15 protein-coding genes and 2 pseudogenes are annotated in these 14776 nt (G+C 71.3%); 8 read left to right on the forward strand and 9 right to left on the reverse strand.

What is annotated here, in order from left to right; all coding sequences use genetic code 11:
• The first annotated feature begins 11 nt into the window (after positions 1 to 11).
• Positions 12 to 1259, forward strand: a pseudogene (locus IE271_RS30730) (IS256 family transposase).
• Positions 1260 to 1674: 415 nt separating this feature from the next.
• Here IE271_RS30730 and IE271_RS30735 read toward each other — a convergent pair.
• Positions 1675 to 2052 carry a toxin Doc gene (locus IE271_RS30735; RefSeq protein WP_190193750.1) on the reverse strand — a complete coding sequence of 126 codons (378 nt, stop codon included), beginning with the start codon at positions 2050 to 2052 and terminating at the stop codon, positions 1675 to 1677.
• A gap of 2 nt (positions 2053 to 2054) precedes the next feature.
• A complete protein-coding gene (locus IE271_RS30740) occupies positions 2055 to 2303 on the reverse strand; it encodes an antitoxin MazE7 (RefSeq protein ID WP_190193751.1) in 249 nt (82 codons plus the stop codon).
• Between the two features lie 212 nt (positions 2304 to 2515).
• Here IE271_RS30740 and IE271_RS30745 point away from each other — a divergent pair, with 212 nt between their 5' ends.
• Positions 2516 to 2713 (forward strand): hypothetical protein, encoded by a 198-nt coding sequence (locus IE271_RS30745; RefSeq protein ID WP_190193752.1) that lies wholly within the window; start codon positions 2516 to 2518, stop codon positions 2711 to 2713.
• A 400-nt stretch (positions 2714 to 3113) separates the two neighbouring features.
• Here the strand turns inward: IE271_RS30745 and IE271_RS44050 are convergent, their stop codons facing one another.
• Positions 3114 to 3827 (reverse strand): transposase, encoded by a 714-nt coding sequence (locus tag IE271_RS44050; RefSeq protein ID WP_373308868.1) that lies wholly within the window; start codon positions 3825 to 3827, stop codon positions 3114 to 3116.
• Between the two features lie 487 nt (positions 3828 to 4314).
• Between IE271_RS44050 and IE271_RS30760 the strand changes: the two genes are divergently transcribed.
• The gene (locus tag IE271_RS30760; protein ID WP_373308869.1) at positions 4315 to 4947 is read left to right on the forward strand and encodes an RNA polymerase sigma factor; all 633 of its coding nucleotides are present in this window, start codon (positions 4315 to 4317) and stop codon (positions 4945 to 4947) included.
• On the forward strand, positions 4944 to 6017 hold the full coding sequence (locus IE271_RS30765; RefSeq protein ID WP_190193756.1) for a CU044_5270 family protein: 1074 nt from the start codon (positions 4944 to 4946) through the stop codon (positions 6015 to 6017). The genes IE271_RS30760 and IE271_RS30765 overlap by 4 nt, the downstream gene beginning before the upstream one ends.
• Before the next feature lie 739 nt (positions 6018 to 6756).
• Here the strand turns inward: IE271_RS30765 and IE271_RS30770 are convergent.
• Together IE271_RS30770 and IE271_RS30775 are read right to left on the reverse strand one after the other, a co-directional pair.
• Entirely contained in the window at positions 6757 to 7026 is a 270-nt protein-coding gene (locus tag IE271_RS30770) for a hypothetical protein (RefSeq protein WP_190193757.1), read from the reverse strand.
• 292 nt (positions 7027 to 7318) lie between these two features.
• Positions 7319 to 8101, reverse strand: a pseudogene (locus tag IE271_RS30775) (transposase family protein).
• Positions 8102 to 8540: 439 nt separating this feature from the next.
• On the opposite strand from IE271_RS30775, the gene IE271_RS30780 reads away from it, so the two are divergent.
• Entirely contained in the window at positions 8541 to 9251 is a 711-nt protein-coding gene (locus tag IE271_RS30780; protein WP_190193758.1) for an SDR family oxidoreductase, read from the forward strand.
• A gap of 37 nt (positions 9252 to 9288) precedes the next feature.
• Here the strand turns inward: IE271_RS30780 and IE271_RS30785 are convergent, their stop codons facing one another.
• Positions 9289 to 10272 (reverse strand): AraC family transcriptional regulator, encoded by a 984-nt coding sequence (locus tag IE271_RS30785; protein ID WP_229919659.1) that lies wholly within the window; start codon positions 10270 to 10272, stop codon positions 9289 to 9291.
• A gap of 493 nt (positions 10273 to 10765) precedes the next feature.
• On the opposite strand from IE271_RS30785, the gene IE271_RS30790 reads away from it, so the two are divergent.
• Positions 10766 to 11095 (forward strand): hypothetical protein, encoded by a 330-nt coding sequence (locus tag IE271_RS30790; RefSeq protein WP_190193759.1) that lies wholly within the window; start codon positions 10766 to 10768, stop codon positions 11093 to 11095.
• An 84-nt stretch (positions 11096 to 11179) separates the two neighbouring features.
• Entirely contained in the window at positions 11180 to 11443 is a 264-nt protein-coding gene (locus IE271_RS30795) for a hypothetical protein (protein WP_190193760.1), read from the forward strand.
• 153 nt (positions 11444 to 11596) lie between these two features.
• Here IE271_RS30795 and IE271_RS30800 read toward each other — a convergent pair whose 3' ends face one another.
• Positions 11597 to 12433 (reverse strand): SDR family oxidoreductase, encoded by an 837-nt coding sequence (locus tag IE271_RS30800; protein WP_190193761.1) that lies wholly within the window; start codon positions 12431 to 12433, stop codon positions 11597 to 11599.
• 101 nt (positions 12434 to 12534) lie between these two features.
• On the opposite strand from IE271_RS30800, the gene IE271_RS30805 reads away from it, so the two are divergent.
• Complete coding sequence (locus IE271_RS30805) at positions 12535 to 13128, forward strand: TetR/AcrR family transcriptional regulator (protein ID WP_190193762.1); 594 nt, start codon at positions 12535 to 12537, stop codon at positions 13126 to 13128.
• Positions 13129 to 13458: 330 nt separating this feature from the next.
• Here IE271_RS30805 and IE271_RS30810 read toward each other — a convergent pair whose 3' ends face one another.
• Positions 13459 to 14535, reverse strand: a complete 1077-nt coding sequence (locus IE271_RS30810) for a hypothetical protein (protein WP_229919660.1) — start codon at positions 14533 to 14535, stop codon at positions 13459 to 13461.
• A complete protein-coding gene (locus tag IE271_RS30815; RefSeq protein ID WP_190193763.1) occupies positions 14532 to 14678 on the reverse strand; it encodes a hypothetical protein in 147 nt (48 codons plus the stop codon). The genes IE271_RS30810 and IE271_RS30815 overlap by 4 nt, the downstream gene beginning before the upstream one ends.
• Positions 14679 to 14776 lie beyond the last annotated feature (98 nt).

Here is a 14776-nt window from a genome sequence, read left to right on the forward strand (position 1 = left end):
AGATCAGAACGATGACCGCACCCGACAGTCCGCCCCTGCACGCCCTCACCGAGGAGAATCCCGCCTGGGGGCGCCCCCGCTTGCGGGGGAGAGCCCCGATCTGCTGCGCACGATGGTCAAGACGTTCACCGACGCCCTCAGGTCCGCCAAGGCCGACACCCTGTGCAATGCCGCAGACGGGCAGGTCAGCGACGACCGCGTCAACCAGCGCAACGGCTACCGCCCGCACGAGTGGGACACCCGGACCGGCACGATCGAGCCCGCCACTCCCACACTGCGCTCCGGCAGCTACTTCCCCACCTGGCCCCTGGAGTGCCGCCGCCGGACCGAACAGGCCCCGATCAGCGTGGTCGCCACCGCCTACCTGCCGGGCATCTCCCCCCGCAGAGCCGAGAAGCCCGCCGAGTCCCCCGGTGTCACCCAGTTGTCGAAGTCGCAGGTCAGCGCGATGGCCAAACACCTGGACGAGCAGGTCACGGCCTTTCGCAACCGGCCCCTGGACGGCGGCCCCTACACCTTCGTCCGGGTCGACGCGCTCACGCAGAAGGTCCGCGAGGGCGGCCGCATCGCAGGCGTCCACGCCCTGGTCGCGGTCGGGGGCAACGCCGACGGCCACCGCGAGATCCTCGGCCTGGACGTCGCCTCCAGCCAGGACGGCGCCGACCGGCCGGCCTTCCTGCGCCCACGGGCCGCCCACGGCCTGTCCGGCGTCCACCTGACCGTCTCCGACGCCCACACCGGCCTGGTCAACGCCAGCGGCGCCACCCTGCCCGGTGCCTCCTGACAGCGCTGCCGCACCCTCCCCCACGCCCTGCACGGGCGCGGGCGGTACCCCCACCGCCAGAAACCTGCTCTCCCAGGCCCCGAAGTCGGCCCAGCCCTGGGTGGCCACCTTGCTGCGGACCGTCTTCGAACAGCCCGACGCCGACACGGTACAGGCCCAACTGCGCCACGCCCTGCACGCCCTGGAGGCCAAGTTCCCCAGGGCCGCGGCCCACCCGGACGCCGCCCAGCACGACCTGCCGGCCTTCACTGCCCTCACCCCGGACGATTCCTGCGATGAACGGCACGGAACAGTTCACGGGTCGCGCCGGAGCGCCAGCAGGTGGAAGGACGCGCCCCGGCGCTCCCTGGGCAGCGCTGCGACCGGCCCACAGGAAACCGGCCGCAGCCCCACACCACCACCACGCGCACGAGAGCATTCCGTGCACCCACCAACTCCCCCGGCTCCCCGACCGCAGGCTCGCCCAACAGGGTGATCATGCATGCAGCCCCGGCCGGAGGGATTTCCGGCCGGAGCTGCGGCGTGGGTCGCGGGAGGGGCGGTCGCCTACGCGGCGAAAGGCATTTCGGCGATCCGTGCAGGGCAGGACAAGGTCGACGGGCACATCCCTCGGTCCTGTCAGGTGGAGGCGGGGCGGAACGGCGTGCGGGCGGCCTTTCACGCGCCACTGACACGACCGGCGCGCCATCCGGTTCCCGCGCGGTCCGGCCTCACAGAATGGGCCGCCGGCCTGGGCGCCTGGCCGCTGTAGCGGTCGTCCGCTGCGGGCACGACCGCCCGGCGGGCGTGGCGGCCGTCCCGCGCCTGGACGGCTCGGCGGCCTGGTCCGGTGGCGTGGCCAGGGAACCAACGGGCTGTCCAGTTCTCTTCTTCGGCGAGAGATTGTCCGGTTACGCGGGGTGCAGTGACCGGAGCCGGTCCGCGATGTCGTACACGGTCAGGCGCAGCGCGCGGATGTCGGTGATCAGGTCGCGCCAGGGTTCGTAGGAGGTGTCCACGGTTTCGCCGGAGGCCCGGATGTAGGCCACGGCGACGCCGTATGCGAAGTACTCGTTGCGTGCAGGTAGCGGCCGCAGCAGCACCAGCTGTTCCAGCAGCGCGGCGGCCCGCCAGTACGCGTCGGGCTTGCCGACCTCGATGTGCGGGGTGTTCACGCGGTGCCGGGCCACGGCGGCGACGAGCCCGGAGTAGTCCCGTACGGCCAGTTCCTTGCCGAGCAGTTCCTCCTGCCGGTCCAGCAGCCAGCGGACATCGATGTGCAGGTCCAAGGTCAGGCCGCCCGGTGCATGCTGTCGGCGCTCTGGGGCAGGCCCCCGAAGTCACGGTCGAAGGCCTCGGCGATCCCGGGTTCGGCGATGACCTCGCGGAAGGCCGCGGTGGCCGCGCGCAGCTTGAGCTGGTTCTCCTCTTGGACGGCAAGCTCCGCCAACAGGGCGCGGACACTCGTGCCCCGGGCGGCAGCGATGCCGGCCAGCCGGTCTCGCGTCTCGGTGTCGATCTTTACCGTCGTGTCTGCCATGCTCACGAGTATACGTCCATGACTACCTTCATGAATACTTTTTCAGTGGTGCCGCTCGGCTCCGAGGGCGTGACGGTGCGCTCGGACAGGCGGGGCAAGGACTCGCGGCCACGTTCGAAGACGACGCCAGCAACTGGCTCCCGAACGAAGTGCGCGAAGACCAAGAACACACCAGTCCGTCCTTCAGCCACACTGGGCCGGAAGGGCCGGCCGTGATCGACTTCTTCCGCGCCCAAGGCATTGAGGTGCACGACCGCGGTCGCGTCCCCCGCAATGCCCGCGTCGCACCCCTCGGCACCGACCCTGCTCCAGGACAACCGACCGCCGTCCAGATCGGCAGCGGCTACGACCAGCAGCTCTACGTCTGTCCGATGGCGCAAGAACACCCCCACTCCGAGCTGATGCACTAGGTCGTTTCTGATGGCTCTTGGACGGTGTCGCGGAGCCGGATGACGATCGCGGTGACGGTGAGGGTGTCGTTGAAGATGTAGTCGCGCTTGTCGTAGCGGCTGGCCACGGCCCGGAACCGTTTCCACTTGCTGACGCACCGCTCGACCGCGCTGCGCCGCCGGTACCGGGCCTTGTCGAAGGCGGGCGTCGGCGTTCTGGACGGCGAGGAAGGCGGCGGCCGGCATGGAGCGTGTGATGTGCCGGTACCAGCCGTGGTGGGAGCGCACCTCGTAGCCGGCCAGTCAGGCCGTCTGCTGGGCCAACCGGATGGCCTCCTCCACCCGCCGGCGGGCGCCGGGCACCAGCACCGACTGCTCCACCGGGGTCTGCTGCGGCCCCCAGGCCAGGTAGCAGTCCCGCTCACTCGGGTCTTCCGGGCGGCGTCGGGTGATGAGCCAACGGGCCCACGCTTCGTCGCCGGCGGGTGTGTCCGGGTCGGGGATGCGCCGTACCCACCACTGCCGGCGGCGGCTGTCGAGCTGGGAGGGGCCCGCGGGCAGCTGCACCCAGTCCTCGTCCTGGGCGACGCGCTCGACCAGCCGGGCGGCGTGCCGCCGGCCCGGCCGCGGCAGCACCGTCTGGTTGGCCTGCACCATCCGCCGCATACGACAGCTCACGTGACTCCAAAAAGGTGCGGAAGGCGCCGTCGCGACCGTAGACCTCGTCCGCCGCCACCCACACCTGCCCCTGCGGCAGGTCGGACAGAATCCGGTCGATCAGCCGCTCCGCCTGGCGCGGCTCGACGGCAGAGCCCACCGCGTCGGGCACGTGCGCGGCACGACAGCGCGCCCGATCACGCGTCCACTCCTGCGGCAGATGGAGCTCTCGGTCGATGAGTGCCTGTCCGGCGCCGGTGGCCCAGGCGGCCATCACCCCCACCTGGCAGGGAGACCCCCCGCCGAGCGAGCCGGTGAACTGACGGTCCACTCCGGCCGAGACATGACCTTTCTTGGCGAAGCCGGCCTTGTCCACGACCAGCACTTCCGCGCCCGCCGGCCCGGCGCCGCAGATCAGCCCGCGGGAAAACGCTCCCGGCCCCAAGCAGCACATCCTCCAGCCGGTCCGACCACTCATCCGCCCGTTCGCGGTCGGTGGCAACCGGTGGAACGTCCAGCGATGGTGCCTGCATACCCGGTGGTTGACCGCTTCAGCAGATCACCGAACTGCAGCGGCGCAGTCGATCTCCAGCTGAAGGGCCAGCTGGTGCACCCCCAGCGGGCCTGGGGCCGCGGGACGCAGGGATTTGAGCGGTTGTCCGACCGGGGGCCGGGCAAGGGGCGCCAGGCTGGAGGAGGAGGCATGAGATGGGTGTCGTGGTTCATCGTCGACCTTGCATGGGCATTCCCGGCTTCGGCCGGAGGGGGAAACGCATTCCCGCCTCGGAGGCGCGCAGCCCCGGAGTTCGCTTCGCTGTCAGGGGCATGGGGCCGGTGGTGTCCCGGCTTGACGTAGTGTGCGGGCGGCCGCTTCCCTGGTGGCAGAGGCGGCTGCCGGGAGCGGTGTGACGCAGGACACTGGAACTCGACCGCACCTGCAGGCAGTTCAAGACGTGACCACAGATATGCGAACCCGGGTGCGAGCCGGAGATCCGGACGCCTTCGCCGGACTCTTCGACGCATACGCCCGCGCGGTGTACAACCACGCTTTCCGGCTGACCGCCGACTGGTCCGCGGCCGAGGACGTCATGTCGGCGACGTTCATGGAGGCGTGGCGGCGCCGTACGTCGGTCGAGGCCGAGGGCGGCTCGCTGCGGCCGTGGTTGCTGGGCATCGCGACCAACGTCGCCCGCTCCCAGTACCGCAGCAACCGGCGCTACCGGAACGCGGCCGAGGCGGCGGCGGCCGCGGGCGCCGCCGAGGAGAAGGTCGAGGACCACGCCGAGGAGACCGCCGGACGGCTTGACGACCGGCGTCGGATCGCCGCCACGCTCACCGCGCTCAGTCTGCTCAAACGTCCCGAACGCGAGGTCCTGACGCTGTGTCTGTGGGAGGGCGTGGAGTACTCCGAGGCCGCTCGCGCCCTCGGCATCCCCATCGGCACCGTCCGTTCCCGGCTTTCTCGCGCCCGCGGCAGACTCCGCAAGCTCGCCGACGCGGAACTGCTCGGAAGAGAACGGGAACCCACCGCCGCGAACCGGCAGACAACAGGTGATCGCGGATACGTGATCCGGTCCGCACAGGAAGGAAACCGATGAATGCCAGCCCCTTTCAGCCGCACCCGGCTGAGTGGACGGAGACCCAGGACCTTTTGCCCTCCGTCGCGCGGGATCTGCCGGCGGGCCGCCACCAGTTCCACAAGGAGCAGCTGATGGCCCAGATCCACGAGGACCTCCGCACCACCCGGGCCCCCGCCCGCCCCGTCGTCGCCCCGCGGCGCGGCAACCCGTTCCTGCGCCGTGCGGTCCTGCTGCCCGCCGCGGGCTTCGTCCTGGCCGGCGCGGTCGTGGCCGGCGTCGTCCTGTCCGGCGGCGACGGGGGCGGCAAGACCGCTCTGGCCACCGGTCCCGCCCTGACCACCCGGATCGGCGCCGCCGACGCCGAGGGCGCCCCCCGGCTGCTCGACCGCATCTCCCTGGCCGCCGCCGACGTGTCCGGACCCGCGCCGCGTGCCGGCCAGTACATCTACATCGCCTCGAAGGTGGCCGGCACCTACCTCAGGACCGTCGACGACAAGACCGAGGTCGTCAGTCAGGAGCTGCACTCCCGCCAGGTCTGGAACTCCCTCGACGGCCATGACGGCTGGCTGATCGAGGCGGGCGAGACGAGCGACGAGGGCATGGCCCTGTCCAGCGACACCCCACTCAGCTCGGCCTACGACGCCCTGGTCGAGCTGCCCACCGACCCCGACAAGCTGTTGCAGCGCATCTACCGGGACTCGGGCGCCGTCCGCGACCACGAAGTGCCGCGCGACCAGGCGGCCTTCGTCGCCATCGGCGATCTGCTGACCGAGAGCTACCCGCCGGCCGATCTCGCCGCCGCCCTCTACAAGGCCGCGGCCAGGATCCCCGGGGTCGTGGCGGTGGAGGACGCGGTCGACGCAATGGGCCGTCACGGAGTGGCGATCGCGCGGCAGAACGACGCGGACGGCGAGCGCACCGAGTGGATCTTCGACAAGAAGACCCTGCGGTTCCTCGGCGAGCGCAACGTGGTGGTCAAGAAGGTGGCGGACAGCCCGTTCGAGGTCGGCACCATCACGTTCACCAGCGCGATCACGCAGCGCGCGGTCGTCGACGACGGCAAGCAGGTTCCGGGACAGGCCGGCTGATACGCGTCGGTTCCTCATCGGCGGCGCCGGCCGTCCCGCTGGTCGCGGGAGTGACGGCGGGCCCCTCGGCGGCGGACACCGGTACCGGGCTCGGACCGCGGACGCGGACACCGCGCCTGCCGCCGGTACGGGCTGAGCAGCCGGACCGCCGGCGCGGCCACCGCCGCAGGGGCGGACGCCGGACCCCCGGTCCCATGCGTCAGCCCGGTCACCGGGGACCGGTCCTGATGAACGCCCGGGGCCGGGTGACCGGCGTACGGAGGGCACCGGGACGCGAGGACGTCCCGGTGCCCGTCGGCGCCTCGACGGTGAGCAGTACGTCGTGTCGGCGGATGCTGCCGCCCACGTCGGCCACAGCGCCCTGGACAAGCGGCTGTTCGACGTCGGCGGCCTCCGTACGCGAAGGACGGTGCGGCACCGGCGAGCCGGACCCGGGCGGGGCGGTGGTCCGAGCCACGCTCCCACCGGTTGACGGCGCCCGACGGTGTGCCCGACGGACGGACGACTGGGACTTCCACCTTGTGACACCCCGTTCGACCGGTGCTCGTGCCGCTGACGGGGGCCATTTCATCGTGTGCTGGGTCGGGGTGCGTTCTCGGCGGAGCGGGCGTCCGTGAACCGCCCTGGTGGCCGGCCCGGGCGCCGGGTACCGACCTGGCTGTGCCGCCGTCCTGGAGCAGGCCATGGTGGGAGCAGGGGCGCGTCCCGACGTCCTGTGCGGGATCGCGTTGTGTCGTCGTTACCGCGTCACCAGCTCCGTGAGGTCTGCGAGCACCTCGGACACGGTCACCGGGTCGAGTTCGGCGAAGGCGGGTCCGGACGGCTCCTGGGCCGGGTCCGACGCACGGGGGTGCCCGCACAGCTCGATGCGTTCCAGCGTCTGTTCGGAGGAGATGTCGACGGCGCCGATCACGAACCCCTCCGACGGACCGATGACGGCCCAGCGGTCCGTCGCGACCCGCTCGGACAGGCAGAGCTGGATGCCGGCGAACACCGGCTCGTCGCGCACCCCGCCGCGCCGTTCAGGCCGAGCAGCACGGCGGTCGGCACGGTGATGCCCTGGAACCGTTCCAACCGGTCAGGGTCGGCCGCCGAGACCGCGGTCGTGAGGTCATATGTCGCCTTCCGGCGGGGCGGTACGGTGAGCACGGTCAGGCAGCCGGTGACCAGGACGATGCCTGCCCATCCCAGCAGGGGGAGATGTTCCCCGACGACCCCCACGGCCAGGACGGCCGGACTGGCCGACTACGAAATGCGCTCCTACCACGGCTGGTACCGGCACATCGCACTCTGAGCCTTTTTCATCCTGCGTGGGCCGGGTTCTCGACGTGGTGCAGGACGAGGATGGCCTGCACGATCGCGGTCGCGCGACGCGGGCAGCAGCGCAGCTTGGCCAGGATTTTCCAGGTCTTGAGGGTGGCGATCGCGCGTTCGCCGCGGGCGCGGATCTTCGCGTGGGCGCGGTTGACCGCCTTCTGCCGGCGTGACAGCTGCGGCCGGAAGCGGCGCCGCTTGAACGGGCTGCGCACGCTGCCGCAAGCTCCTTGGTAACCCTTATCGGCGAACGTCATGACGCCGACGCTGGTCAGCGCGTCGATGATGCCATGGGTACGGGCGGCGGTCAGATCGTGAGTCGAACCGGGCAGGGCCGCTGACGCCCACACCAACCGTCCGGCCGGGTCCGCGATGACCTGCAGGTTGACGCCGTGACGCTTGCGCTTATCCGAGTAGTACGGCTTTTGATCGGCGACCCTGTCGATCGGGATCGGGGTGCCGTCGAGGATCGCGTAGGCCAGCAGCCGGATCCGGGTCATCGCCGAGGCCAGGTCGTCGGCGGTGACGGCGAGCAGGTCGATCGCCTCGCGAACGTAGCGCCAGGCCGTCGTGACGCCGATCTGGAACCCGGCGGCCAGGCGCGACAGCGTGTCGCCGTTGCGCAGGTGAGCCAGGGCGAGCAGGTCCTGCCGACCGGGGTCGAGGCGCCGCCATCGGGATCACCGCTGGTCACGGCGGGCTCGGATGAGCGCGGCGAGGTGGTTCAGGCTGCGGGCGGGCAACGCAATCGCGGCAGGGTAAGACAGCACAGCGAGGCTCCCGGTTGGGGCATCTGATCCTGGTTGATTGCTGTCTTACCGGGAGCCTCGTCCCATGTCGACACCAGCCGCCCGCACCACCTGTGGCCTTCACCGTCACGATGAAACGGCTCACTGCATCGCGACGGGCGCTCGCGTCCGTCGCGAGGGCGTCGGCGCCGCCCTCACCTTGCACGCACTGGCGTTGGCCCGGGAGGCGGGGCGAACGGTTGTCACGCTGCACGCGCATCGGGTCCGAGACCGTCGCTTACACGGTTTCCACACGTTCCCCGCCTCGTACGTCACGGCGAGGACCAGAGGCCCGGCGCACCGCGGGCCGGGCGTTGAAAACAGAGGCAGACGGTCACGGTCCTGAGGCATTCGACCACCCGTTCGCCCCGACCGAATTCCTACGATCGACCGGAAAGACGCCCGTCGAACAAGGAGAATCATGCAATTGCAAGGATGCACGGCACTGGTCACCGGCGCCGGTCGTGACCTCGGTCGCCTCTTCGCTGAGCACCTGCTGCGGCGAGGGGCGAAGAAGGTGTACGCGGCCGCGCGACGCGCCGAGCTCGTCGACCTGCCCGGCGTCGTGCCGCTGCGCCTGGACGTCACCGACCCGGCGTCGGTGGCAGCAGCCGCCGAGGCCGCCGGCGACGTGACCCTGCTGATCAACAATGCGGGCGTCTCGTTGGGTCAGAACCTGGTCGAGGGCGACCTGGACCAGATCCGGATGGTCGTCGAGACGCATCTTTTCGGCACCCTCAACATGGTCCGCGCGTTCGCGCCGGTGCTCGGCGCCAACGGCGGCGGCGCCATTCTCAACGTGCTGTCGAATCTGTCCTGGATGAGCTTCGACGGCAACAACTCCTACGCGGTGGCCAAGGCCGCACAGTGGAGCCTGACCAACGGAATCCGGCTCGAGCTGGCGAAGCAGCGGACCCTCGTGTCCGGGCTGGTCTTCGGGCCGACGAGAACCGAGACCATGAAGGCGTTCAACCCGGCTGCCGTGATGAACGACCCGGTCGACATCGTCAGCTCCGCGCTCGACGGTATCGAGGCCCGCCGGATCGAGATCGTGGCGGACGATTATGGTGCGGCGGCCAAGGCTTCGCTGACCGGCGAGCCGCGCGGTTTCGTTCTGGCGACCAGCGACTGAGTCCGGCGCGGCTCGCGTTGAGCGCAGTCCCGGGTGGCTACTCCGACGCCATCCGGGACACGGTGCGGTAGCGCAGCGGCGATTGCCCGCGAGCCCGCTGGAACGCACGGCGGAAGGCGTGCGACGAACCGTAACCGACGGTTTCGGCTACGACATCGATCGGGTCATCGGTGTCGCGAAGGCGGACGGCGGCCACGTCCATCCGCCACGAAGTCAGGTAGGCCCCTGGTGACATACCGAGCGCGGCGGGGAAACGGCGGCTCAGGGTGGCTCGCGACACCCGGACCGCCGCGGCGAGATCGGCCGTGGTCCACGGATACGCGGGACGCCGGTGCATGAGGGCGAGGGCATCGCGTACCACCGGGTCGGTCACCGTGGTCAGCCAGGGCGAAGCGGCGGGACCGGAGCCGCCGGCGCCGACCACCCGGACGAACTGCACGAGCAGCAGATCGACGAGGCTGTTGACCGCGGCAGTGATGCCGACCTCGGGGTGTGAGAGCTCGTCGCACAGCAGACCGATCGTCGCGTCCAGTTTGCGGCTGCGGGCCGCCTCGACGTGCAGGACGGCTCCCGGCATCGACACCGGCGTCTGGCTCACCGCGGGGTCAAGGTCATAGTGCACCGTGATGAACCGGGCCGACACCGGTCCGGATCCGAGTCGCACCACGCCGCCCCGGTCACGGGCCAGGGAGGCGGCGGCGCGATCGCAGGACCCCATCCGTACGCCTTCGCCGCTGGACAGCCCGTGGGCCGTGCCCGGCGGCAACAGCACCGCGTCGCCCGTCCGGAGCGGCCGGCGCGGCTCTTGCGGGACCTCCAGCCAAACGGTCCCGGAGGTGATGAGGTGCATCGCCGCGCCGGGGCAGGTGTCGAGCCACAGACCCCAGTCGCCGCCGGCGTCGGTCCGGGTCCCGACCGAACCGTGCGCACCGAAGAGACGTACGGTTTCGGCCAGCGGGTCGGACACCCGCGGCGTGGCCGGGGCCGGCCGACGGACCGGCGTGTCCGCGGCAGCGGTCATGAGCCGGCTTCGTGGCTCCGCCGCGCGACGCTGGCTGCGCTGTCCATCGATCAGCGATCCTGGTGCAGGCGGGTTGCTCATGACCAACGCAGCGCCGGCCGTGCTCCGGCGTATTCCCGGCCTTGTAACCAACGCGACCGTCTTGGCGCAATATGCGGCTCAGGTCGCCTGCGGCCCCGGGAGACACCAGGTCTTGTACAGCCGGATGGCTGTCGACTTCGACCTGGAGGCATCCATGAGCTCGGCGGCCGTTCCCGACGATGGCGGTCCAGGTCGGCCAGCAGATGCGTGGTGGTGCTCCAGAGGCCGCGCCGCCGGTACTCCTCGGCGATCTCGGCCGGCGGCCGGATGCCGGCGGGCCGCCACGACGGAGCCGTTGTCTCGATGTCAACCATTCACTGAACCTTTTCAACCTGGCGACGGGCCTGAGGCCGCCGGGCCGTTGATCAGCGGCGGCGCAGTGGGCTCTGGACACGTTGAAAAGGTTCTCTCCATGCCGGCCGCCGCCTTCCTCGCCGTCCAGGACGCCGACGCCCGCCGCACACCAGATCCACCGCCGGCCACGGCGGAGAGAGGGGGCCTGCAGAACGACCTGGAGGACCGTCCCACCCCGATCCGGTTCAGCGCCTATGAGATCCGCCGCCTGGTGGTGCCGGTGCAGCCCCAGCCGCCCCGAGCCGAGCGGATCCGGCACGGCCTGGCCTGGTCGTACTGGCGCCGCTGCCACCGGGCAGTGGCCCGCGCCCGCCACCGCCGACACAACGACCACGGCACCGCCCGGCCACCACCCCGAACTGCAGCGGCGCAGTCGATCTCCAACTGAAGGGTCAGTGGCGGTGCCCGCGTGGAAGGAGCCGTGCGAACGGCGCCGTCGAGACACCGAGTCGGCCGGAAAGATGCCGATCTTGTGCCGACCACCCTCGAGTACGCCCTCGCGGAGAACCTCTGGACGCTGATCATGACCGAAGGCCTGCGCAGCCGCACCTTCGCCACCCGGGCCGAGGCGAATCTCGCGCCCTTCGCATGCATCGACGGGTTCTACGGCAGCCGGCGCATTCGGAAACGCCCGGGCCACCCCGGCCCCGTCGAGCTCGAAGGGAAGCACCACGCCGAGCAGGCAGCGCCCGAACGAACGGACCTGAAACCCCGCCGACCCGCCCTGCCCAGCTGATCGACCTCCCCCCGGGCAACGGGGGAACCTCAGCTCACCTTGCCTGCAGTGGCGTGGAACGGGACAGGTGCCCATGAGCGGCCACCTGTGGAACGACGGGTGCCGAGCGGGCCCTGTCCTACGCGGTCGGCCGCCCTTGCTCGAACGTGGCTCTCATGCGGTGGTCGTCTTCGGGTAGTGCGGGCGCAGGGCGGCGGCGGCGACGCGGTCGAGCAGCCGGTCCGGCAGTACCCGCGACAGGCGGGTGAGCAGGGCCGCGTCCCGGCCGATGGTGTAGCGCGCGTGGGGCTTCCTGACGGTCACCGCCTTGGCGATCACCCGCGCGGCGTCCTCGGCGGACGAACCACCGGTGGTGCCGGCGACGGTCAGCGCCATGACCGCCTGGACCAACGGCCCGTAGCGATCCCGGTGTTCCGGTGACATGGCCTCGGCCAGCCGGCCCGTGGTGGCGACGCCCCGGTCGCCCATCTCGGTGCGGACGCCGCCGGGTTCGACGACCACCACCCGCACACCCAGCGGCGCCAGTTCCCGGCGCAGCGCGTCGCTCACCGCCTCCAGGGCGAACTTCGTGCCCGCATACGGGCCGAAGGTGGCCAGGGCGACCTTCCCGCCGACCGAGCTGATGTTGACCACCCGGCCGCTGTGGCGCAGCAGGCCGGGTAGCAGCGCCTGGGTGACGGCGACGTGACCGAACAGGTTGACCTCGAACAGCCGGCGCCACTCGTCCAGCGGCAGGGCTTCGACCGGGGCGTTGACGGAGATGCCGGCGTTGTTCACCAGCGCCCGCAGCGCGCCTGCCTGCGCGTCGACGCGGGCGGCGAGCTCGGCGATGTGGCCGGGCCGGGTGATGTCGAGGATGACCGGCTCGATGCCCGGGGCGCGGAGCGCGTCGGCGTCCCGGACGCGGCGGACGCCGGCGAGGACGTGGAATCCCTGGCGGGCCAGCTCGCGGGCCGACGCCGCGCCGATCCCGGTCGAGGCTCCGGTCACGACAACGCAACCACGGGTGTCCCGCGAATTCTCAGATGACTTTGTCACCTGAGTGACGGTAGGGCGCTCTGGATGACAGTGTCAACTGTAGAGTGGCGGGCATGGTCAGCCGAGTGGAATCCGCTGCCGCGACGCGGCGCGCCTTGCTGGACGCGGCCGCCGGTCTGCTCGACAGCGGCGGTCCGGGCGCGGTGACATTGCGCGCGGTCGGGGCGCGCGCGGGAGTCACCCGCGGGGCGCCCTACCGGCACTTCCCCGACAAGGACAGCCTGCTGACCACCGTGGCGGCCGAGGCCCTGGACCGGCTCGCGGATCAGGTACAGGCCGTGCGCGCCGACCCGCGGCTGTCCCCGGCCGACAAACTGCACAGGGGCCTGTCCGCGCTGATGACGGTCGGCCGCCGCCGGCCGCACCTGTACCGGCTGATGTTCACCTACCCGGCCGGCGACCCGGCCGCGATCCACGCCGCGAAGCGGGCGGGCGATCGCGCGATGGGCGAGTTCCTCGCCATCGTCGGCGGTGTGGTCGGCGCAGAGCACACCCGCCGATTCGCGCCGTTGCTGTTGACCAGTGTGCACGGGATCACGGACATGGAAGTCAACGGCCACTTGTCCGCGGACAAGTGGCACGTCACGGCCGAGGAACTCGTCACGACCCTGGTGGCCATGATCGACCGGCAGGCCCACAGCGGGTAGTCGTGCGGTGAGCGGCCCTGCACTGCTCCCGTTGCCATATGAGTTCTGCCTGCCGGACCGGGCCGCTCGCCCGTGGATCTTCCCCCTGACCTTGGGACACCTGGAGACGGGGACGTGAGGTTCCAGGGGAAGCAGTGCCCGGTGGGAACTATGAGCAACTGTGGCGGGCGGTACACGCAGGGGTTCGAGCGGGATGCGGTCGCGCTGGTGCGCTCCTCGGGCAGGACCGTCGCCGAGGCGGCCCGGAACCCGGCGTCAGCGCCGAGGGGCTGCGCACCCGGGTCAGGCAGGACCAGGCCGCCCGGGGCCAGGCGACCTCGGGATGCCGTGTCACAACGGCGTGGGCCCGGTCGAGCGGCCGGCTCGGTCCCCGCACCTCTCACCCGGGCTTCGCCCGACCGGGGCAGCGACCGGCACCCGGGCCTGTCCTGTGCCGCCGTCGAGCCGCTCACGCAGGCATGCGAACAGGACGCCCGCCGGCGCCAGGGCGAAGGGCAGCAGGACGAGTGCCACCGCGGCCGGGGTGATGACGACGAGGACGCCGGTGACCCACACGTTGTCATCGGTGGTGGCCAGCATGAGCAGCCCCGCCCAGTGCGCCACGTACGTCCCGAGCCACTTCAGCACCGTGAAGACGGCGGCGATCGCGGCCGTGCTCAGCAGAAGGGTCCCGGTGGTGCGCAGACGTGCCGTACGGGTCAGCGTCCAGGAACGGCGCATCGCCGCCGTCGCCGAGCAGCCGTCCGCCACCCGTACGGCGGTGGCCAGTGAGAAACGGATCAGGAGGAGGAGTCCGAGCGCCCAGATCACCACGGGCAGGATCCGGCCCACCAGGATGAACTGCACGGTCGCGGGTTCGTGGTACGTGGGCCACACGACCCCGGGCACCACCTCCAACTGGATGGCGACCAGGACGAACAGACCCGCCAGTCCCGGGACCAGGGCCCACATCAGGGTCAGCGACTGCACGCGGAGGGCGGCGCCGAGGTGCGGACGGGAGCGGCGCCACAGGGCGCGCAGGGTGAGCGCACCAAGGGCCCAGGTCGTGCCCGCCGCCGCACGTTCACGCGCGTGCGCGACGGTGACGGCCTGGGCGGTGAGCAGCCAGGCGACCAGAACCATGGCGAGGAGCAGCAGCAGCAGCGGGAACGCGCAGAGAGCGACGTCGACGAGGCTGTCCCACTGGTCGGCGTACGCGACGTAGGAGTCCTCGTATGCGACGGCGAGCTCGGCGGCTCTTCCCGCTTCCAGGAAAAGGCCCCATGACACGGCGAACGCGCCTGCCACGATCCCCCCTCCGACCAGCAGCGCCGCCACGCCGGCCAGGGCGGCGGAGCCGAACACGGGGCGCCGGTCGCGGCCGGTGATCCGCAGGGCCTCGGCCACGACGGAAGTGCCACCCGTCACGCCGCGCCCTCCCCTTCCACGGGTCCGTGGACGGCAGCGGTGGGCCTGGCGCCGTCGTCCTGCTCTTCCTCGCGGCCCTTGAGCGCGACAGCGGTGGTCCGCGGGTCGCTCACGAGGACGGTGCCGTCCGGGTGATCCTTCATAGTGGGACCGACGTCCGTGTCCGTCCGTTCGGTTCCGTTTCCCGACCGGAGGGGCAGACGGACCTGATGGCCTTCTCCCGGTTGCGGGCACGCATTTC

Origin of the sequence: Streptomyces minutiscleroticus, assembly GCF_014650875.1 — a bacterium.
GTDB lineage: Bacteria > Actinomycetota > Actinomycetes > Streptomycetales > Streptomycetaceae > Streptomyces > Streptomyces minutiscleroticus.